Genomic DNA, 20,382 nt, shown 5'->3' with positions numbered 1-20,382 from the left:
TGATATAACTTGTTTTGTGTTTGGTTATCAACAGATCAACTATGCGAATGTAATAACACTTGTTAAATAAAAAAATAATCTCGTAAACTTTTTAACGTATTTATGACGTTTATCTTTTGCGAGACTTTCGGTAAATCAGAAATTTATCTAATTTCGTGTAATCAGCTAACCAAAAACAACCTGAGCAACATGTTGTTGCCAAAAACCTTATAAAAAAAATATGACAATGTTGGTCATTAAGTAAACTATTAAATTTCTAATATCGATTATGTTTAACCAAAAAATAAAAATTGCCGTAACCGGGCTTGTATTAACATTCGTGAGTTATTCTATGGCTGTAAAGAGCCAGGTGATGGGCGAAGCAGAAAAAAAATCAATGGAGAAGGGGGCAATCTATCCCTCATTAAAGGGAGGAGGCGAAGGCGTATCGGGTCCCGGTTCCAATCTTCCGCCCGAAAAGATGAAATGGTGGGAAGATCAGAAATTTGGGATGTTTATACATTGGGGTTTATATGCCATCCCCGCCAGTGGCGAGTGGACCATGTTTAATGAAAAAATACCGGCAGATGAATACGCAAAATTAGCTAATCAGTTTAATCCGAAACATTTTAGCGGTGCAGAATGGGCAAAGGTGGCGAAAGAAGCCGGAATGAAATATATGGTAATGGTTGCCAGGCACCACGATGGTTTTGCCCTTTGGAACAGTCCTTCAAGCTATAAGCACTTTAACAGCTGGGAAACGGCCGCTCATCGCGATTTTGTAAAAGAGTATACCGATGCATGCCGTAAGGCAGGTCTTTATGTGGGTATTTATTACTCCCCGCTTGATTGGCGCTTTCCCGGTTATTTTGACCCTAAAGGACTTCCTGAAAATGCAGCACTGCTTAAAAAACAGACTTATGGGCAGGTAGAAGAGCTCATGAAAAACTATGGCAAAGTAGATATTCTGTGGTACGATGGTGGTTGGTTAGCCCATAAGGGTAGTGATGCAGATGCCGCATGGTTCTGGGAACCGCTAAAGCTTAATGCAATGGTACGCCGCTATAATCCTGATGTAGTGATTAACCCCAGATCTGGAATGGTTGGTGATTTCCAGACCGACGAGGGTGGCGGGGATGTTAAAGGGCCTATTATTCCTTTTCCTTGGGAAAAAAACCTGAACCTTAATGAAACAAGCTGGGGCTACAACAAAGCACAGAATTTAATGCCTTTGAAACGGGTTATCGATATGCTGGTGAATACAGTTGACCGTGGTGGAAATATGTTGTTAAATGTTGGGCCAGACCCTGATGGTGTTATTCCACCTACCCACGTAGAGCGGTTGAAAGAAGTAGGCGCATGGTTAGCTAAAAATGGCGAAGGAATATACGGAACACGTCCGGGACCTTTTCAGCCTGTTGATGGTTTATATGGTGCTACACACAAAGGCAATAACATATATATCCATTTGTTGAAAGCTCCTGAAGGATCTACCATTAAATTACCGGCAATTAAGCAGACAGTTACAGCATGTTCTGTACTAAATGGTGAAAAAGTTAAATTTCAGCAGGATGCAACAGGTATCACGCTTGACCTTGCTGGGGTAAAATTAGATCCGGTAGTAAGCACATTGCTATTAAAAACAAAAAACAAATAGCGGTTATGAACATTTTAAATGACCGGATTAAAATGCTGCTTATCGTATTGTTGATAAGCTGTTATAACTTATCTTTTTCGAATGAGGTACATTCATCGATTGATACCCTGTTTAAGGGCAATAATACATTAATCGATACTGATGGAAAGCCGGTTAATGCCCATGGCGCAGGTGTGTTATATCATAAAGGGGTTTATTATCTTTTTGGTGAAGTGAAGAAAGGAAAAACATGGCTTGTTCCGGATCAGCAATGGGAAGATTTCCGGGTTCCGGCCGGAGGTGTTTCATGTTATTCTTCTACAGATCTTAAACATTGGAAAAACAGGGGAGTGGTTTTAAAGCCAACCACAAACAATCCTGATTACGACCTCGATACAGGCAGGGTTATTGAAAGACCCAAGGTGATTTATAACGAACGCACTAAGAAATTTGTGATGTGGATGCACATTGATAAGAATGATTATAGTTATTCAAGGGGAGGAGTGGCGGTAAGTGATAATCCTTTCGGTCCTTATAAATACCTGGGCAGTGTTGCACCTAACCATCAAATGTTAAGGGATATGACTTTGTTTAAAGATGATGATGGGAAGGCTTATCTTATTTATTCGTCTGAAAATAACAACACCATGCATGTTTGTTTGCTAAGTGATGATTATTTGAAGCCAACAAAAACTTATACGCGGATATTGGAAGACAAAGGAAGAGAAAGCCCCGCTATTTTTAAAAATAAAGGCAAATACTTTTTAATTACTTCGGGTTGTACCGGCTGGTCACCTAATGCGGCTTCTTATGCAGTGGCTGATCATATAATGGGCCCATGGACAGTACATGAAAATCCATGTAAAGGACCAAATGCCGAAGTGTCTTTTTTCTCGCAGGGTGCTTTTGTGCTGCCTGTAGCGAACAAACCTGGCACATTTATTTTTATGGCCGATAGGTGGAATAAAACAGACCTGGAGAAATCAAGTTATTTATGGCTTCCGATTCGCATCAGTAACGATAAAATAGAAATCCATAATATATACAAGCGGTAATTGAGAAGTTATTTTCAAACCTGTAACATAGAGATATTGCTTATCAAATGACCATTGCCGAGTTGTTATTTTTTCTCGTTTTTGATACGCCATAATATCCAGTTTTTATTGGAGCAGACCGGATTTAGCGAAATTCCCTTTACACGTAATGTTTGTACCGTATTGGTGTTCAGTAAGCCAAAGGGGCCGTATTCGCTTTCTTTTTTGGTCGCCAAGAGGTAGGATACGTGGTTTACGGGTTGAGCAAGTGCGGCCAAAAAGCTATTTTCTCCCGGGGTCAGAAAAATTTTGGCAGATCCTGTCAATGCAATGATCTGATAGGCATTGGCATCATCTGCTAGTATGCCGTCATTAGAGCTGATCCTTTTAATGTAACTCGATAGTATTTCATCATCGTCTCTTTCAAGCGGCTTTTGCTTTATTATGGATACCAGTGCACCCAGGTATTTTTTTTCTTCCGGCACATGGCTTGAATTCATGGTAAGGTATGCGGTAACAAGCTGTAAAATGATAATCGAGAGATAAAAATGTTTACTGAACCTAAGTGTTCTGGTACTTTTTGCGTTTGCTATAAGCGCCCAGCAAAGGCATATAAAAGCAGTGTAAAAATGAATGGGAATATAAACACTGGGATATTTTATCTTTAAGAATTCCATGAAGAAGAAAAGGGAAAAAACCACAAAGATATTGCGGTTGATGCTCTTGAAAATACCCAGGCAGAACAGTAACAGGGGTGCAAACAGTAGTATCCTTACGGTTAATAAAAAATGTACTTCAGGAAATATGCGCCCAAGTTTGCTATCCGCTAAATTATTGAGGTTATCTGTCTGATCTATAATTGCGCTATAATTTGCATAAGGACTGTTTAAATAATAATCGGCATCTCCTGTGTAGGTCTGGTTCAGCATTCTGAATATCAATATCGCGGTTATTGGAAGAGCAAATATAATGAGGTATACGGCCAGGGTTTTATTAACCAGTTTACGTCTTATTGAATTGGTATTGAGTGCGATAGCGATCTTGTCCATTGGGTCGTTGTTTGCCACTATCATGGATTGAAGAGCTACAAAAAAAATAATGGGAAGGATGAACAGCATCAGCCACGAAAATTTGAACGAAGAGAAAATAAGCAGTGTGAAATAGATACTGGCCACAGAAATATGGTAAGAGGTATTGGTACGGAAATACCTGAAAATGCTCATTACAAAAAGATAGAAGAAGATGAGCACCATGTACGAACTTTTTCCCGATACAGCGAAAAAAATGAATGCTGGATGGAACATAAAGGTAATAAGGATGCCCAAAAACAACCAATTCCGGTACTGGTGTGCCCTGATCGAAGTTGTAACAATGAAGAAAAGCACAGAAGTACCTAATGCGGAGGCAAGAACCGGAGAAAATCCCATGCCCAGAAAAGAGAAAATCCAAGATAAAATGAAAGGCAACTGTGGAAAAGTAAGCCCGACAAGCTTGATCCCATCCACATCGCCCTCGTGCAGGAGAGCAGATTTTTCGGTAAAAAAAAGTGCTTCTTTACTGTGCACCCCTCCCGAATAAAGCAGGTAAGCGATATAAAGATAATATCCGAACAATAAGAACGATATCAGGCATATGGATTTATTTGGTTTTGCGCTCATATACTCTCCGGTTTTGTATCCCTGCTCATCTGCACCTTACTTAGGCCATGATCTGTTTTTTCCCAATAAAAAGGTTTGGTAATCAGCTGCCAAAGGCCTTTATAAGCAGCAATGGAGTGCATTAACCAGTAAAATGGATTGAGAATGGAAAACAGAATGAGTTCATAATATCTTCGTTTAAAAACAGCGATCATATTAACATAGATAATGAGTATGTTACCAATGGCCAGGTTGAATATCGAAATGTAAAGTACCCAATCAGGAAATATGGTACGGATATCTTCAAGATCGAATACCAGGTAGCAGATAAAAAGCAGGAGCAGTAATGGGTAGACAAGGAAAGTAACAGGCGTTGCGCCGATAAAAAAATTAAAGCCTAAAAAGCCCTTCCAGCCTATTTTTTCTATCAGTTTTGACGGGTTGCGCATATGTACCAGATAGGTTTGCATGTAACCTTTTATCCACCTGGAACGCTGCCTGATCCAGTTGAAAGGTTCGTTGTTGGCTTCCTCATAAGTTGTAGAGTTTACCAGTGCAATCTTGTAACCTTTTGCAAAAGCCCTTATGCCAAGGTCGGCATCTTCAGTAACGTTAAAAGGGTCCCAACCACCAAGTTCCATCAGGCTGTCGAACTTAAAGTGGTTGCTGGTACCACCTAACGGAACAGGAATATCAAGGGTGCTTAGGCCAGGCAGCATGTAATCAAACCAATACGAATATTCGAGGGTAAACATCCGTGTAAGAAAGTTTTCATTCCTGTTAAAATAATTCAGTGCACACTGTATGCAGATATAGTTTTCGGGTAGCTTCCTGAACATGGTCACCACTTTTCTGAGCTGGTCCTGGTCTGGTACATCTTCTGCATCATATATCGTAAGGTATTCCCCACGCGAAAAATACAGGCCATAGTTACAGGCTTTAGGCTTTGTTTTTGGCATGTGAAAGGGAACAACAACCACTTCGAAAATAGCCGGAAAATCAAGATCTCTTACCGCATTTAATGTTTTGTCGTCATCTTCTTCTATCAGGAGCTTAATATCAAGTTTTTCTCTGGGGTAATCCAACGACTGCAGGTTCCAGATCAGTTTTTTGATCAGCTTATCTTCCCTGTAAACGGGTAACTGGATGGTAAAAACAGGCAGGTCTTCTTTTTTTACCTTTTTCAGCTCTTTTTTGCTCACTGCCTGGAAAAGCTCGAGCTTTGAGCCGGTAAGGGCGAGAAAGAGCTTAAAAGCAATGGCTACTAAAAAAAAGCTGCTCATTAGTATGTTGATGATGATGGTGGTATTGATAAAGCTGAGAAAGAGCGAAGCTGTAACCAGTGCAATAACCAAAAAGATAATAATAAGCTGAGTTTTGGTAAAGGTAACAAGTGCCGAGCTTTCCGGATCCCTGTTGAGCAATTCGAATACCGCTTTTTTAACATACTTTTCGCCCAATAGCTTATGTCCGAGCCAAAGGATATCCAGATCGGAAGCAAGCAGTACTTTTACGGGGTAACCATATTTTTCTTCGATCAAAAGAAGATCAGCCGTTGCAGTAGGATCAGCAACGGCAACAACCAGGTAATGGTCTTCTATTCGCAAAGGCAGGATCAGGTCGCGGTCAACCGTTTTCAGGTCCATCCGCATCATTACCTCCAGGTCCGTTTCTTCCAACCGAACATCTTTAAAATCATAGCCCTCTTCCAACAGGCATTTTTGGTAGTCTTTCCGGCTGATGTACCCAAAATTAAGAAGGATCTTTACCAGCGATAATCCACTGGTTTCTCCAAATGAAGCAATCCGCACGACATCATCCTGCGTTATATACCCATGTTCAGACAGTATTCCTATAATATAACGCTGTTGTTTTTTGCTCATGTTAAAAGCGTATAATCCCGGTAACTGTAACCCCCTGGCCAATGCCTGAGTTCCTGTTGAATATATCGTGGAAAAGGCCTGCAAATATCCAGTTTTCGCCAGTAATGCGCTGCCCGAAGCTGATATTGGCTTTTATAAAGGTAAATTCGGTATTCGAAGCAGGATTTTCGGGATTAAACTGGTTAGATCGTAAAGAACTGATCCCGTTTATCTCACCCATAAGCTGATTGTTCTTACCCAGATGCAAGCCTGACGTAGCAATGTAGCTCAGCTGGCCTACGTTACCGAAGGTATTGCCGAAATATTGCCTGTAACCGGCCTCTACATTAAAATAAGCTGCCGGAGTGCTCCCGCTAAAAAGTAGTTTAAGTTCGGAACCAAACTGGCCATAACCCGTGCTTGGATTGCCATTTTTGCCATACAGCGGAATGGCCGCGAGTGCTTGCGCTGAAAGAAAATACTTTTTCTGGTTAAATTCCAAGAGGTTGTATTTTAACCCTATTTCTACATCGGAAAGTGCAGTATTGCTGTTTCGCTGTGTATTATCTTTAAACTGGGCAGAAGTTAACGGAAGTTTTGCTACCAGGTCGAGATGGTCGGTAATGCCGTATTCCAGGTAAAGCTGAGAAGTAAAAGAACTGTATTTTCCCCCATTGGCATAACTGTATTTCTGCCCGTTAAGGTCGCGGTACTGTTTGGCCACGAAATAACTTAAATAAGGAGCAAGTAGTGCTTTGCCCTTTCGCATCGGAAAACCACTCGCTATAGCATGCTGTACCATAAAAAATGGGATAATTATTGCGAAAATAAATTTTATAGCTTTGGTATTCATGGTGATATGTTATTGGGTTACAATCTTTTGTGATTTACTTACTTTTGAACGGACATACAGGTAGGCCAAGAAAATCAGGAACAGCACGCCTGCAAGCAGAATCAATTTATATTTGAGCCAAAACGTTTGCCAGCGACCATTGCCATCGCCCTGGTAAACAATATTGTTGCTGTTCCTTTCAAGGTTGAACACCAGGTGACTGTTTTTGCTGTTAATCAATGTGTTTCCGGAAAGCAGGTTCAACTGTTCATTTAAATCCAGGATGCTGTTTTCCAAAAGCCCCGCGGCGGCATCATTTGGCAGAGCGGTAACCGAAAGCACCACTGGATAATTCAGATCTTTAAATATCTGAGAAATTGCTGAAGCTTCTGGTGAGGAAAGTTTGTATATCGCATTACCAGGTTGTTCCCCATAAATGGTAAAATCAGTCTTATACTGTAAGGGCATCTCCTGAAAACTATGGAGCAACTGGTCCTGTCTATCACTTATTAATACAATGTTGTGTCCTTTATACTTAGCCGCGTTGTTACTGAAATCTATAACAGGGCGGTATACAATCTCATTACTGGGGTGATCGTTCAACTGGTAGACTAATTCACAGATTGATTTTACAGCATGAGAAAGCATGTTTTTTGCCACCAATATGGCCGTTCCCTGTTGAAAAACATCAGGATAACTGTAAAAACTGAGTTGCTTTTCTTCCAGGTTATCAGATACTTCCAGATAAGATTTTGAAGCATCAACCTGTCCGATAAAATGCCTAAAATTTCCCTGACAAACTCCATTAACCGGATAAAAAACAAATTCTGTTCTGAGCACATTGAATTTTTTGATCTGGTAGCGGTTAGCTGTCGCGCTTACCTGTAATGTACCAGATTCATTCAATTGCCTGCTTGTAAGCAGGATATCATTTAAATAGACATTAAAATAACCCCTGTCGTATCGGCCAATGCCAGAAAACCTGATCTCAAACTGGCAGTTAAGTGCAGCCGGAAGTGTGCTGAATACCGATGTTTTAAAGCGGTAATCGTGGTTTAAGCTTCCCACTCCCGTCATCAAATTGTTATTGTCTTCAAGATCTGAAAGATTCAACCTGTTTTTTTTCTCTAATTCCTTATAACCTGCTTTGTTAATTGTTAATACATCCTGAAAGGTACTTCCCAAAATTCCCGGGGTTAACAGTGCATCAGTAGCTTTACTCATGCCGGCAACGTCTGCTGCGGTTACAAACAGGATCTGCCTGAGCGATCCAGCCTTTGTGGTGTCGGTTTCTTTATTCAGATAGAGAATACCCTGACCTTTTTTCGGGGAGATATTAAGTTTAGAACCAAATTTAGGCTTAAGCTTATGCGCCAGCCCGATAGCAATAAAATTATCAAGGTCTTGCGGCATTTGCGAAATCGGGTAAAGGTCGATGCGGTCGGTAGTGCTCCTTAACAGTTTGGCATAGGTTAATGCAACCGTCTGCAGTTCTGAAGCCGAAATATTGTTGGGGTAAACAATTGCTTTTTTACTGAAAAGGGTATTGGAAAGATTTACGGTAGAAGGGCCATATTGCTTGTTTTTTGCCCAATATACGGTAGAGCTTGGCAAAATGTTTAGCCATAAACCAGCGTTATTGTCATCCTGGCATACATCGTTACCAATAATGAGCTGTGATTTGACGGTAATTTTTAAAAAATCAGAAACATCCTTGCTGTTTTTGCGTATAGGCACCACAATCCTGTTAGTACTATCTGTTTGGAAATTACTGCTCAGGGCAGGTAGATCATTAACCAGTACATGGATAAATGATTTTGCGGTGTTCAGTACCTTTGAAGCCTGAAAATCCATTATAAGGGTACTCTTATCAAGCTGTTGGTTGGGCAGTATGCGGATATAATAAATATACTGTCCTTCAGTCCCCCTTATTAGCTGGGATTGAAATCCGTAAGATTCGAACGATTTTTGGGCAAAACCTACCATGGAGCAAATAGACAGTGCGAAAAAGATCAGTAGTTGTTTCATATGGGATAAAATTCGAAAAATATTATAAGTTAAAAGACAGGACATAACAGATATGAGCCTGGCATTTGTGGTAAACGAGTTCGCCTCCCATTTTTTCGGCAAGCAACCTGGCAACGTAAAAACCAGGACCAAGGCCTTGCTGAAGGCTTTGTGCTGTAGGCACCGCAGATTCCCATTCGTTTACCACACGATCTGCTTCCATACCGGGTGGTATGCAGTTAATGATGAGGTAAAGTTTGCTGTTAATTTCCTTCATCCGGCAATCAATAAGGTCGTTTTTGTGGCGGAACTTAAAACAGTTTGCAAAAAGGTTAAACAGGATCTGATCGGTATAAAGCTGATCCAGCTGAACCATTGGCCATTTTTTTTGAGGATCAATACTAAAGTTTATGTCAGGGTACCCAAACCCGTCAACCATGCAACTGGCTACTGCCTGCGTACTGGCAAGAAGGTCGACTTTTTTTAGAGATAATACAATATCACTTGACAGGTCAGAATGATCATCAGGAAAAAGTTCAGCAAGCTGTTCCAGCCTGAGTATATTTTCGTTGATGGTTTCTATATGACGCAGGTTTTGATGTTCGTTTGTAAAATCTCTCATGGCATTGGCCGATAAATTGATCGAACCGATAAAACTCAGGATATCTTTCCGCACAAAGGCCATAAAACTATCCTGCTGCATAACCAGGTTGGTTAGCCTCGAATTCGATATTTCAACCTGCTCATTTTTATCTACAAGTTCTTCATGTAGCAGATTGAGCTTGGCCGTTGTATTTTTCACACGCAGATCATTTAGAGTATTTTTTCTGATAATACTGTATCTGGCTACCGGAATAAAACAGGAGAAAAAAAAAGTGATGATAAACAATCCGGCACCTTGAGTAATATAAGTTTCCACGCTAACCGCATTAAAGAGGTGGTAGCCTACAGCCAGAAATATGAGCGTTAAGAAGAAATGACCGAATGAGTTTGCAGGATGCCAGAAAACGGCCAGGTTGAAAAGCATCGATAAACTCGCAAAAACCATAAAAAATATTGGTGCTATATCGAATGGTACAATGTTGCAGACGATGGAGGCGTTTAGCGATACCAGGAGGCATGTGGTATGCAATGCGGAATATGGAGGTTTTCCAAGCCTCACCGAAATGTCGTAAACGGCATATATTAGCATCACAATGATGATTTTGGTGAGAAAAAGTGTCTGGTAAATAGGATAAGCGTAAATATAATCCAGTATGCCAAGTAAGGGATACAGGAATATAACCGTCCAGATAATGATATTGGCGTAATATGTCGATTTTTTTGTTAATTGCTTTTCATATACAGCATCACTGACATAAATGGCGGCGGGAGTACCTGTTCTGGTTGGCATATTAATAGTAGCAGGGGATGAATTTTAAACATAACAAAAAAAACGAATTGAAACAAAAAATATACATACTATTGCTTTTAGCCGTTTTTTGGCAGTTCGGCCATGCACAAAAACACCGTTTGTCCCATTTGCAGACAGGCCAGCTGGGGCACGGCATTAATGTATCCTGGCTTGAACAGTATTGGAATCCCCAGGTATTGTATCGTGATAAATTAACTGATAGCGACTTTCGCCTGATTAGTCGTTTGGGGTTTAAAACCATCCGACTGCCCGTTGCTTTTCAGCAGTTTTATATCCAGGGTAGTGATGTACAGAAAACTAAACTGCTTTCTGATATAGATGCGGTGATCAGAAAATCCATCCGATACCACATTAAATTGGTGCTGGTTAATCATTATGGAAACCTCAGGGCAGACCACCTGCAGTATGATACAGAACAATTGCTGGCGCTTTGGACATTTCTTGAAAAACGTTACCGGAAAATCAGTAGCAACAGCCTTTATTTTGAGCTGCTGAACGAACCGGTGATCAGTGACCAGCAGTGGCTCCCGGTTGCTCAGAAGTTGATCGTGCGTATAAGGGAGATGTCGCCTGAGAGGACAATTATTGTGGGGGCTTCAAACTACAACAGTATTTACGAACTGAGTAGGATAGCCCCTTTACCGCTTAAAAATATCATCTACACCTTTCATTTTTACGAACCCTTTTTATTTACCCACCAAGGGGCCGATTGGGTCGGGAAACAGGCATCTACCACAGGCATCCCTTTTCCTTATCTTGACCAGCAGATGCCCCCTTTGGCCTCATCTGCCAGGGGCACGGCCGGAGAGGCAAATTATAAAAATTATCATAATGAGGGAAAGGCGGGAGCCATACATGACAAGTTGCTGATCATCAAGAAATGGTCAGATAGCCATCATGTACCTATATTATGCAGTGAGTATGGTGTATACCGGAAATTTGCATCCGAACAGAGTATTTGCAATTATTTAACCGTTGTTAAAAACGAACTCGATCGGCTGTCTATTCCCTGGATGATCTGGGAATATGATGAAAATTTCTCCATTTTTCAGGGTAAGCCAGGTATGGGAACATTGAGCCCCTGTATGTTAGAGCTGTTCAGAAAGTAATGTTAAGGCGCCTGTTTTAATGTTTTTTTCTTGAAAACTTGGTTTCTGGGACAACAATTTTTAAACTTATTCGGGAGAAACTGAAAACCAAAAATTGATGTAGAAGTACTGGAGAGCATGATTGATAAATATGGGAGCTATTAAGAACGATCAGAACGCCATATAAAATAAAAACGAGACAATCAGGTTAAAACTGATTGTCTCGTGAAGTGCTCCCGACGAGGCAGTTAACGAACTTTTTTATTGAGGATTTAAAGCGAATTGCAGATTTGAAGATTCCTAGGAATGAGTCGAAAAATTGATGTCAAATTTTAGAGTTCGATGTATTTATAAATATTTACTGAGTAGGTTCGAGCCTCATCAACCACCGGCAAACGGAAAGTTGTCGAATGATTTATTCTCAAGTCCAAGCAATAATTGATTCGGATCCTGGGCTAACGTCACGTGAAATAATTACTTTTAAGTATTGATTTTTAGACCTCTTGAGGTAAAATGCAATTACAGGAAACAGTAATGATGCCGGGCCTTAGGATTATGTGATATCGTTTATGCTGCTTAATAGTCATCAGAATGTTTATGGTGAGATTTTATTGGATAAACATCTTTGCAGGGAAGTGGTTTATTATAAGGGCAACCAGATCGGAACGATTAGTTAAGTCATTTTAGTGGCCAAGACTGACGATTCTCGTGGTCAGCTAGTGGTTATTTTTCAATTGCCAAGTGACGATGAATTTCTGTTCATCAATTTCTTGTTTTCCATTTTCGGTATGTAGGAAACGGTGGTTACTTAAGGCAATGGCACCATATCCAGGAATGGGGTAGACCTCAAAGCTTTGTTTTTCTAGTTCTCTTTTTAGGTTGGAGGTTTTATTGCGTTCAAACAGGCTTTTAAAGTTTTCAATGGTCTTTTGAAAACCGGTCATCCCGCCACCATCATTGTAGAACTCCAGGTGGGATGAAAAGAAAGTGATTAAGGTTTTGATATCCTGGCAATTGAAGGGATCAAAGAGCAGGCTGTCCTGTTGGAGGATGGTTTTCGCTAATGCCTGGTCTTTTGGTGTATACCTGTGCTGGGCTTGTGTGCTGCAGGTTATAGATATGATTAAGGCAAGAGTGAATAAGCTAATTTTTAACATGGTATGTTTTATATATGATTCGTTGATATATTGACATGCAAAGTATGGTTTTGTTATAAGAAGAGTTATGCCATTATCTTGTCCTCATATTCTCTAATTGGGACGAACATCGTACTGTAAAAAGAAAGAGAACCAAGTTTGGATGGTTATGTGCATCCGGAATATATTTTCTGATAAACCTCCATCATTAGAAATAGTATGTGAAATGGAAGAACAAATGGAACATAATGATGATTGCACGTGGAATGATTGAAAAATAAAATTAAAGCAATTACCCACCTTTTTTATATTCTTATAACGGCCCATACCCTTGATTTTTATGTTTAGTTACCAGGGAAGTATCATAATAGCTATTATTCTCTATTGGTTTGAAAAATGATTAGAAATAAACATCCAAAGCGCAAAATGAATAATATATTTATGCTGTAAATTTTTATCTATTCTAATAGCTTATAGCCTTTGCCACTGATATTTAGAATCTGGATTGCCGGGTCATACTTCAAGTACTTGCGGAGGCGGGTAATATAAACATCCATTGTACACGAATGGAACAGACTATCATCTCCCCAGATCTTTAATAGTGCAAATCTCCTATCCAACAGTCTATTTTTATGTTCTAATAGCAAACATAATGTAGCCTATCGTTTTTCACTAAAAAAAGAAGAGATTACTAAGTTCTGAAGAAGCCAATTTTAACTTCGATAAAGGCCATAAAGCTTTTGTTCCTACGTGCGCGATTAAGGGGAAATAATTTATTAGCAATGTACAAACTATGAGGCCGTTTATATAGCCAAAGCTGATATAAGGATAAATCTATTTCAAATTGTCGGATCCTTTAGATAAAAATAGGTTAATCAAGATGAATGGTACAGCAGCCATTAAGGAATGCTGATTCATTTTAGAAAGTAACTCCAAGATTTAGCGATGCTCCATATGGATTTATATCTAGATCATTTAAACTCATCTTGTATCCTTTGAAACCAAGACCCATTAATGCTTTCATTTTTGGTGTTAAATTAAATTTTGCCCCAAACCGAAATAGGTATAAAATCCAGATTCCCGAACCACTCTGGTGCAGGCGGAAGAAATTTGAAAGCATGTAATTATGCTGGCTAAACAGATATCCAATATTCCGATTTTGGTGTGGTTCTTCATAGATGCAGACTTTAGTAAATATTTAGATGTTTAAGAGTTTACCGGAGCATTTTTTAAGTATAAAGTATGATCGCAAATCAATTGAATGCTAAAGAGAAAAGCTGGAAATAAACCTTATGACTTTAGGTAAATATCTGTCACTTGTTCTCATTTGTCTATTTGGTTGTTGGCTTATTTGTATTCTTTTAAATACGTTATTAATGTCTTTATTTAAAAATAATTTAATTCTTTAATAAAATTTGTTCTCCTTGGTTTTAGTAAACAATCTCCTTAAACAAAATATTGGAAGAAAGCCACAAGAAATATAAGTGGCTTGTACTTATTTCATCCAAGCTCTTCCTATTAGATGAATTTCGTAGAAACATCCTCAGATATTCTGCCTCATTTTTATCACTGTAATATTTTTGCCATTTCCAAGAAGCTCAGTAGCCTGGCAACAAAAGAAATTACCTAAATAGTGAAATATATTCGGGTTCCTGGAAAAAGTAATCCGAATCTGTCAACAAAATGGCTTCCGGATAGCACACTATTTAATATCGCTTTGAAATGAAGAATATGTTCATTATTTTTGATTGTTCATGAATCATGAACATGTTGATATGAGTGAACAAAGGATACTTTATGCAGGACTGGAAAGGCTAAACGAATTGACTGGCCTCAATTATGATGTGCTTAAAACTGAAGCGCTTATAGAAGAGCATATTGTTGATGCACTGGTTTCTATCGGTTCAGGCAGGCAAAAGAGCCTCTTTAATGTGGAAGTACGACATGAACTGCGCAGCAGCCAGCTTCCGACGATTTTGCATTCTCTTGATTTGTTGAATGGTTATGCACCGCTCATTATAAGCCAGTATATTCCCAAGCCATTAAAACAGGAGCTCAAAGAACAAGGGATAAATTACTTGGAAGTGGCGGGAAATGCTTCTATCAGTACTGGGGATTTATTTGTTTACATCAACGACCAGGCTGTAACCGAGACGAGACTGCCCGTGGAGGGGAAGTTATGGAACCCTACCGGTCTGAAATTTATATTTGCCATTCTGCAGTTTCCTGGTCTGATCAACCAGCCTTACCGCCGGATTGCCAATCATGCCGGCATAGCGCTTGGTACGGTGGGAGCGCTGATTACGGAAATGGAGAATGAAGGTTATTTAAAATCAGCTGGTGCAGGATCAGCAAGGCCTTTTAAATTTTTGGAACAGCGGGACCGCCTATTGCAGAAATGGTGTGAGCTGTTCAGTACAAACCTTCGTCCAAAACTTCTTAAGGGGACTTACAGGTTTATCGATCAGGCTAACTACCAAAATTGGAGAAGTATAGAGCAGAAGGATTTTTTGTGGGGAGGGGAAAATGCCGGGGCATTGTTGACCGACTACCTTTCGCCTGAAAGGTTTACCATTTATACCGAGCTCAGTGTCTCAAAACTGATGAAGGAACTTAAGCTGGTTCCCGACAGGGACGGCAAGATCGAGATATTGGAACAGTTCTGGGAAAATGAATATGAGCCGGCCGAAATTGTTCGAACGGTTCCTTTTCTATTGGCTTACGCTGAATTAATTACTAGCTTTGATAGCCGTTGCCAGGAGACGGCCGAACGCATCAAAGTAAGGTACCTTGACAAATAATCCATTGCACCAGCCAGCGCTTATTTCCATGTTAAAGGACATGGAGGGTATTCTCGCGTCATTTGAAGTAGATTTTTATATCGTGGGTGCGATAGCGCGCGACTTCCATCTTTCAGCAAAGGACGGAACCGACTCGATAAGAAAAACAGATGATGTTGATCTGGCGATCATGTTGGATGATGCAGGCCAATTCAACATGATCAAAGATACTTTGCTTGCTTCTGGAAATTTTACCGCCGATGCCACTGAGCACATCAAACTGTATTATAAAGGTGCTTTGGAAGTGGACCTGATTCCTTTTGGAAAGATCGAATCCGCAAATGGCTATGTTTATCTCCAGCCACCCAATATATTCACCCTAAATATGCCTGGCTTTAAGGAAATTTATCCTTTTGTTCAGGAAGTGAGCTTCGCAGAAGGCCTTTCGGTAAAAGTATGTTCAGTTGAAGGCATCGTGATCCTTAAGCTAATTGCCTATAACGACCGTCCTTCACGTACAAAGGATATCAGCGATATCGAACACATTATCAGGGTTTATTTTGAGCTTAGCGATGAGGATATCTATGAGGGCCATTTCGATGTGATGGAACTATATCCGGTCGAAAGGGGAGATTACCTACAACTGGTTTCTGCCAGGGTAATCGGGAGGAAAATGCAGGTCATTTTAAAGGAATCTGATGAACTCCGCACCTTGATTACATCCATTCTAAAAAAGCGTTATGAAGATTGGGCAGTAGCAATACTGACTGGACTGGGCGATTAAAATCGGTAAAGGTTTAACGCGGGGTAGCTCGTTCGTTATCACTGAAAAGTTGAAGCCAAGTCGCTCATTCCCGTCTAAAATAGTCACTCATTTCGCTCCAAAATGTGCACTGATTACCGCCTAAAGTGTGTGTTCGACTGATTTATAGCGTTTTTAAACTTGTTTTACCGCTTATAGGATCTTCTGTCAACAGGATAGCAAAACGTACTGCAGATGTATGGATACTTTATTAACGGGGGGTACACGACATAGAAATGGTGGTTTTGTTTAAGATTTTAATAATATCTCTTTGTTGTATGGGCAACTGGCGGGCTATCCGCTCATACGCCTGCAGGCCTTATTCACTGGCAGGTATCCGCTTTTATCCCTGTTGCAAAGGAAAAAAATGTTTTGACAATGAGTTAGATCGAAAAGGAGTCGAACTTAGTGCTGTAATGGGTAGTAAATTAGTGTTTTGAATTCTAGTCGTTTAGTTTTAATGCCAAAAACTCACCTTTGATTAATTCTCATTTCTGTCATTAAAGGATTCTTAGGCTTAATGCTTATTGGGTAGGGTTAATCGGCGGAAAATCGGCCCTGTATGAACATTGCGAAGCCATAGTAAATTTCGAGAAAGTGATTAGAAACAAGGTTGAAGGGCAATATCGAAAAAAGAAGGCTTATAGGAAATAGTGAGTGATAACTAACTACGCTATATTACTTGGGAAATCCAATCCAGTTGACCCCATTCTGCCAAATCTATAATCGCAAGATAATTAATGATTTAACTCCAATTTAATTGATGGCGGTATGGGATCAACGGGGTGTGGTTTGTCCATAGATGCCGATTTGATAGAAGTAAAGGAATAAAAAAGTACAAAATAATATTGGAGATATCTTCAAGTTGTAGAAGCCCATTAAAAAATTATTAATATTGCCCTAGCGAATATAGCCTTATTCCCTGTTCATGAAGCTTAGATGATTTCCAATGAATCATAAATTAATCCCAGCATATTAATTTGGGAAGAAATATTAACAATAAATTGGACTCACTAACGATTTATAGTATTTGTCCGTTTTCGTTGAGTTATCAACTGATTCAATCATTATCATAGACATCATATTCACTACTGGAAAGTACCTCGAATTTTGTGTAAAATTCGCCCCGATGGCAAAACATGTAGGTAACCTGACTGGTCCTTAAGCCTGTTCCCGGTATATGCCAGTCAGATTCACATATTATCTCCATCAATTGGTCTCCAGTAAGATTGCATATCTCTTCATTTTGCACATTAATCAGTATACAGTTGTTTTTACCTGCGGTCACCGGCCATCTGCGCTGACCGAAATATTCGGCTAGGAGCAAGGCCTTCGTCTTAACATATTCGCTTGACTCATTTATTTCCATGTAAACAATTTAATGAAAAGCCGATAAATATGATAGGAGGAAATTACCAAAAGAAAGTTGAGCATGGACTATTTTCTGCAATCTGATGGGGACAGAGGAGATACTGGATATTTTGCATCAATAATATATTTAGGGCAATGATATATTATTTTACACTAGATGTCATTGCTAAATCAAATATAGTTCATGAATATAAAATGTCAAGTCTATATTTTTTATGAATCAAATCATTGGCATCAGGATAAAGAATGTATAAAACAACAAAAGCCCCTTATAGGGGCTTTCTTGCTTTATAAAAGAATATACTAGAACAATCCATTATAAATCGTTGGGTTAGTGATTAAACTAGCTAGTACATTGCTTGCTACATCACCTCCAAAGCTTTTGATTTTATCGATTAGTCTTGGCGTAGCCTTTGTAATATCTTTTTCTTCTTCGACTATTTCAGCAAGTTCTTTGTATTGCTTACCTGTTAAAGACTCCTTAAAAGCTTCTTTAAGGATTTCTAGGTTTAATGTTTGCGTTTGAGTGTTATTGTTGTGATTGTTAATGTTTATTGATTTGTCTACTTTCATATCGTTTTTTGTAGGTACACCGAAATTTTCTGTTTCTAAAATCATATTATCTAGGATACCGTAACAGGTTTCTTTGACATTGCTAATTTGATAGCCCATGACACCATCTCCTAGATGCTCAATCATTCCAACTGATTTCTTTGCGCCTAGCAATTGATGATAATATGATGAATTTTCAAAATATCTACTTATAAAACGTTCAAGTAAATTTATTTGATTGTGAATTTGCCTAATATCGTCTGAATTTAGTTTTTCACGTATTCCTTTTAATTGTGTAGTAAGTTCTTCTTTCATAGAGCGATTTATTTTTTGTCGTTTTTAGGTAGTGGGACTTTCATTAATGCCCCTAATAACTGATCAAATGAAGGTTCTTTCTTTTCTTCTTCTACGATGTCCTTTTCGCCTGTAAGTGCTTTTAACGCAATATGCGATAATTCCTGCAATAATTCTTTTGCTTTAAATTTAAGACTTTCAGTCTGAGCATTCGAAGCAAGTGAAGTAAGGATATCAGGTATTTCCTTTAAATAAAGGCCATTATTCCATTTTCTTTTAGAGTTCCAGTATTTAATGGGTTTAATATCTTTAACCTCATTAACAGTAACGTTTAAAAGCTTTAGTATGCTTGGATAGGCAATAAGAACGGCATTACTTTCTAATACAGCATAATTGATTTTTACACCATTGAAAACAAATGTATCTTCATGTACAGCTACCAAATCTTTATCTTCTTTAGGCATCATTTCTTATTGCAATTAACTCTGAATATTTTAATCTACCTGCAATATTACCTAAAACATAATTAAATCTATGTGATGTTGAATTATGCCTAGTATTAAATCTTAAAACTTCTTCATTTACATAACTCTGCAAATGAAATTTGCTAACCCAATGGTAGTTAGAATCGATCATACGCTTTAGGTGTGACCAGAAGTTTTCTATACCATTTGTAGAAGCCATTTGATTAACAAATTCTTTCGCTCCATGATTCACCCTGCCATGAATATATTTTTCATGAAGCTTATTATAAGCTAACCATTCATCTGTATAAACCGTAGCACCAAGTGGAACCATGCTTTCAATCATTGGCTGAATAGTGCCCATAGAAACATTATCTACAACTTTAGCATAAACATTGCCATTACGTTCTCTCATTCCAACTACAGGTTTCTTAGATGAAGTATTTCGACCTTGTGTTTTACCAGTCTTTTTACTTTTATGTTTGTTTGGTTCTTTACCACCAACATAGGTTTCATCAACCTCAACATGATCCGTAAATTCTGCCTGAAAATCAGGATGCTCAAAAGCATAACGTAATCTATGAAGAATAAACCATGCTGTTTTCTGAGTTACATCTATATCTTTTGCTAATTGATGTGATGAAATGCCTTTTTTATGAGAAGAAAACACATACAAAGCAAGAAACCACTTTTGTAAAGGTATTTTGGTATTATCAAAAATGGTTTGAGTTTTTACATTGAAATATTTACCTGTGTTTTTGCACTTGTATTTATTACCCGCACAGTTATAAACTTTAGATTCAGAATCAAAAGGCGAGACTACATTATCATTCCATCTAATTTTTTCAAGATGGTTGATACATGATTGTTCATCAGGGAATTTCTGTAGCAGATCGATTATACTTTTAAACTCTGGAATCATAGTGTAAATATGGTATTAAAATTTGATATTTACAAATTTTAAGAAGTTAATTACACTATTTATAAATGTTTTCTCTTACTATATATTTATGGATATGGAAAATAAACACGAGAAGTCTAGCCTTGTAAATCTAATATTAGACAACCAAGCTACCGATTATATACAGACGATAATGTATTACGTTAATTCAGAAAAATATTCCGATTCAGAAAAAGTTGAATTATCAAGAGAAAAATTTAGAAAGTTCCTTCTGGATAGAAACTATCTAATTCAGGAACTTGCGAATATGGATATTTTAGAACTAAAAAAGCTTTTAGGTTTGTAGTGATTCCATTCTCCAATTCATCTTGGGATAGCAAGTTATATTTTTCTGCAATAATTTTGTTGACAATAGTGTCTAATTGATTATTGAATATATAAATTCTTGAATATTCTGAAAAAGAAATGTTATTAGGAAATAACTCAAAGCTCAGTTCCCATTTTTCCGTGTTGTATCCAAGAAAATTGTATTCCCTCAGTCTTATACTTTCAATAGAATCCTTAATTACATTTGCTTTGACTACAGATTTCAA

At 38.6% G+C, this 20,382-nt stretch carries 16 protein-coding genes; 5 read left to right on the top strand and 11 right to left on the bottom strand.

From position 1 onward, the window contains the following. Nucleotides 1-268 precede the first annotated feature (268 nt). Both ACFSR6_RS00165 and ACFSR6_RS00160 read left to right on the top strand, forming a co-directional pair. Nucleotides 269-1,636, top strand: coding sequence for an alpha-L-fucosidase (locus tag ACFSR6_RS00165; RefSeq protein WP_379073565.1), 1,368 nt, complete (start codon nt 269-271; stop codon nt 1,634-1,636). A gap of 5 nt (nt 1,637-1,641) precedes the next feature. Then, on the top strand, nt 1,642-2,670 hold the full coding sequence (locus ACFSR6_RS00160; RefSeq protein ID WP_379073563.1) for a glycoside hydrolase family 43 protein: 1,029 nt from the start codon (nt 1,642-1,644) through the stop codon (nt 2,668-2,670). A 65-nt stretch (nt 2,671-2,735) separates the two neighbouring features. On the opposite strand, the gene ACFSR6_RS00155 is transcribed toward ACFSR6_RS00160, so the two are convergent. The 5 genes from ACFSR6_RS00155 to ACFSR6_RS00135 are packed head-to-tail and all read right to left on the bottom strand — an operon-like array spanning nt 2,736 to nt 10,380. Next, on the bottom strand, nt 2,736-4,307 hold the full coding sequence (locus ACFSR6_RS00155) for a hypothetical protein (protein ID WP_379073561.1): 1,572 nt from the start codon (nt 4,305-4,307) through the stop codon (nt 2,736-2,738). After that, nucleotides 4,304-6,169, bottom strand: coding sequence for a glycosyltransferase family 2 protein (locus tag ACFSR6_RS00150; protein WP_379073559.1), 1,866 nt, complete (start codon nt 6,167-6,169; stop codon nt 4,304-4,306). The genes ACFSR6_RS00155 and ACFSR6_RS00150 overlap by 4 nt, the downstream gene beginning before the upstream one ends. Nucleotide 6,170: 1 nt before the next feature. After that, the gene (locus tag ACFSR6_RS00145) at nt 6,171-7,001 is read right to left on the bottom strand and encodes a hypothetical protein (protein ID WP_379073557.1); all 831 of its coding nucleotides are present in this window, start codon (nt 6,999-7,001) and stop codon (nt 6,171-6,173) included. 9 nt (nt 7,002-7,010) lie between these two features. Beyond that, nucleotides 7,011-9,008 (bottom strand): cellulose biosynthesis cyclic di-GMP-binding regulatory protein BcsB, encoded by a 1,998-nt coding sequence (locus ACFSR6_RS00140; protein WP_379073555.1) that lies wholly within the window; start codon nt 9,006-9,008, stop codon nt 7,011-7,013. Between the two features lie 22 nt (nt 9,009-9,030). Then, nucleotides 9,031-10,380: a sensor histidine kinase gene (locus ACFSR6_RS00135; protein WP_379073553.1), complete on the bottom strand. Its 1,350-nt coding sequence runs from the start codon at nt 10,378-10,380 to the stop codon at nt 9,031-9,033. 17 nt (nt 10,381-10,397) lie between these two features. On the opposite strand from ACFSR6_RS00135, the gene ACFSR6_RS00130 reads away from it, so the two are divergent. Then, nucleotides 10,398-11,510, top strand: coding sequence for a glycoside hydrolase family 5 protein (locus tag ACFSR6_RS00130; protein ID WP_379073551.1), 1,113 nt, complete (start codon nt 10,398-10,400; stop codon nt 11,508-11,510). Between the two features lie 695 nt (nt 11,511-12,205). Here the strand turns inward: ACFSR6_RS00130 and ACFSR6_RS00125 are convergent. Together ACFSR6_RS00125 and ACFSR6_RS00120 are read right to left on the bottom strand one after the other, a co-directional pair. Then, entirely contained in the window at nt 12,206-12,646 is a 441-nt protein-coding gene (locus ACFSR6_RS00125; RefSeq protein WP_379073549.1) for a nuclear transport factor 2 family protein, read from the bottom strand. Nucleotides 12,647-13,083: 437 nt separating this feature from the next. Then, complete coding sequence (locus ACFSR6_RS00120; RefSeq protein WP_379073547.1) at nt 13,084-13,272, bottom strand: winged helix-turn-helix domain-containing protein; 189 nt, start codon at nt 13,270-13,272, stop codon at nt 13,084-13,086. A 1,128-nt stretch (nt 13,273-14,400) separates the two neighbouring features. On the opposite strand from ACFSR6_RS00120, the gene ACFSR6_RS00115 reads away from it, so the two are divergent. Continuing rightward, nucleotides 14,401-15,426 (top strand): type IV toxin-antitoxin system AbiEi family antitoxin, encoded by a 1,026-nt coding sequence (locus tag ACFSR6_RS00115; RefSeq protein ID WP_379073545.1) that lies wholly within the window; start codon nt 14,401-14,403, stop codon nt 15,424-15,426. Continuing rightward, nucleotides 15,416-16,189, top strand: a complete 774-nt coding sequence (locus ACFSR6_RS00110) for a hypothetical protein (RefSeq protein ID WP_379073653.1) — start codon at nt 15,416-15,418, stop codon at nt 16,187-16,189. The genes ACFSR6_RS00115 and ACFSR6_RS00110 overlap by 11 nt, the downstream gene beginning before the upstream one ends. Before the next feature lie 1,692 nt (nt 16,190-17,881). On the opposite strand, the gene ACFSR6_RS00105 is transcribed toward ACFSR6_RS00110, so the two are convergent. From ACFSR6_RS00105 to ACFSR6_RS00090, 4 genes are all read right to left on the bottom strand, one after another. Continuing rightward, nucleotides 17,882-18,445 carry a hypothetical protein gene (locus ACFSR6_RS00105; protein WP_379073543.1) on the bottom strand — a complete coding sequence of 188 codons (564 nt, stop codon included), beginning with the start codon at nt 18,443-18,445 and terminating at the stop codon, nt 17,882-17,884. An 8-nt stretch (nt 18,446-18,453) separates the two neighbouring features. Further along, on the bottom strand, nt 18,454-18,891 hold the full coding sequence (locus tag ACFSR6_RS00100; RefSeq protein ID WP_379073541.1) for a hypothetical protein: 438 nt from the start codon (nt 18,889-18,891) through the stop codon (nt 18,454-18,456). Continuing rightward, complete coding sequence (locus ACFSR6_RS00095; protein WP_379073539.1) at nt 18,881-19,810, bottom strand: IS1595 family transposase; 930 nt, start codon at nt 19,808-19,810, stop codon at nt 18,881-18,883. Before ACFSR6_RS00095 ends, ACFSR6_RS00100 begins: the two co-directional genes overlap by 11 nt. A 236-nt stretch (nt 19,811-20,046) precedes the next feature. Continuing rightward, nucleotides 20,047-20,382, bottom strand: coding sequence for a hypothetical protein (locus ACFSR6_RS00090; protein WP_379073538.1), 336 nt, complete (start codon nt 20,380-20,382; stop codon nt 20,047-20,049).

The sequence above is a fragment of the Pedobacter vanadiisoli genome (assembly GCF_042684385.1).
GTDB lineage: Bacteria > Bacteroidota > Bacteroidia > Sphingobacteriales > Sphingobacteriaceae > Pedobacter > Pedobacter vanadiisoli.
This window is presented reverse-complemented; position numbering and strand designations above follow the sequence as displayed.

Excerpts from the sequence above, each read along its gene's own strand:
- ACFSR6_RS00095 (WP_379073539.1), bottom strand. The coding sequence starts at position 19,810 with ATGATTCCAGAGTTTAAAAGTATAATCGATCTGCTACAGAAATTCCCT.
- ACFSR6_RS00150 (WP_379073559.1), bottom strand. The coding sequence starts at position 6,169 with ATGAGCAAAAAACAACAGCGTTATATTATAGGAATACTGTCTGAACAT.
- ACFSR6_RS00105 (WP_379073543.1), bottom strand. The coding sequence starts at position 18,445 with ATGAAAGAAGAACTTACTACACAATTAAAAGGAATACGTGAAAAACTA.
- ACFSR6_RS00165 (WP_379073565.1), top strand. The coding sequence starts at position 269 with ATGTTTAACCAAAAAATAAAAATTGCCGTAACCGGGCTTGTATTAACA.
- ACFSR6_RS00155 (WP_379073561.1), bottom strand. The coding sequence starts at position 4,307 with ATGAGCGCAAAACCAAATAAATCCATATGCCTGATATCGTTCTTATTG.
- ACFSR6_RS00140 (WP_379073555.1), bottom strand. The coding sequence starts at position 9,008 with ATGAAACAACTACTGATCTTTTTCGCACTGTCTATTTGCTCCATGGTA.
- ACFSR6_RS00100 (WP_379073541.1), bottom strand. The coding sequence starts at position 18,891 with ATGATGCCTAAAGAAGATAAAGATTTGGTAGCTGTACATGAAGATACA.
- ACFSR6_RS00135 (WP_379073553.1), bottom strand. The coding sequence starts at position 10,380 with ATGCCAACCAGAACAGGTACTCCCGCCGCCATTTATGTCAGTGATGCT.
- ACFSR6_RS00130 (WP_379073551.1), top strand. The coding sequence starts at position 10,398 with ATGAATTTTAAACATAACAAAAAAAACGAATTGAAACAAAAAATATAC.
- ACFSR6_RS00145 (WP_379073557.1), bottom strand. The coding sequence starts at position 7,001 with ATGAATACCAAAGCTATAAAATTTATTTTCGCAATAATTATCCCATTT.
- ACFSR6_RS00160 (WP_379073563.1), top strand. The coding sequence starts at position 1,642 with ATGAACATTTTAAATGACCGGATTAAAATGCTGCTTATCGTATTGTTG.
- ACFSR6_RS00115 (WP_379073545.1), top strand. The coding sequence starts at position 14,401 with ATGAGTGAACAAAGGATACTTTATGCAGGACTGGAAAGGCTAAACGAA.
- ACFSR6_RS00125 (WP_379073549.1), bottom strand. The coding sequence starts at position 12,646 with ATGTTAAAAATTAGCTTATTCACTCTTGCCTTAATCATATCTATAACC.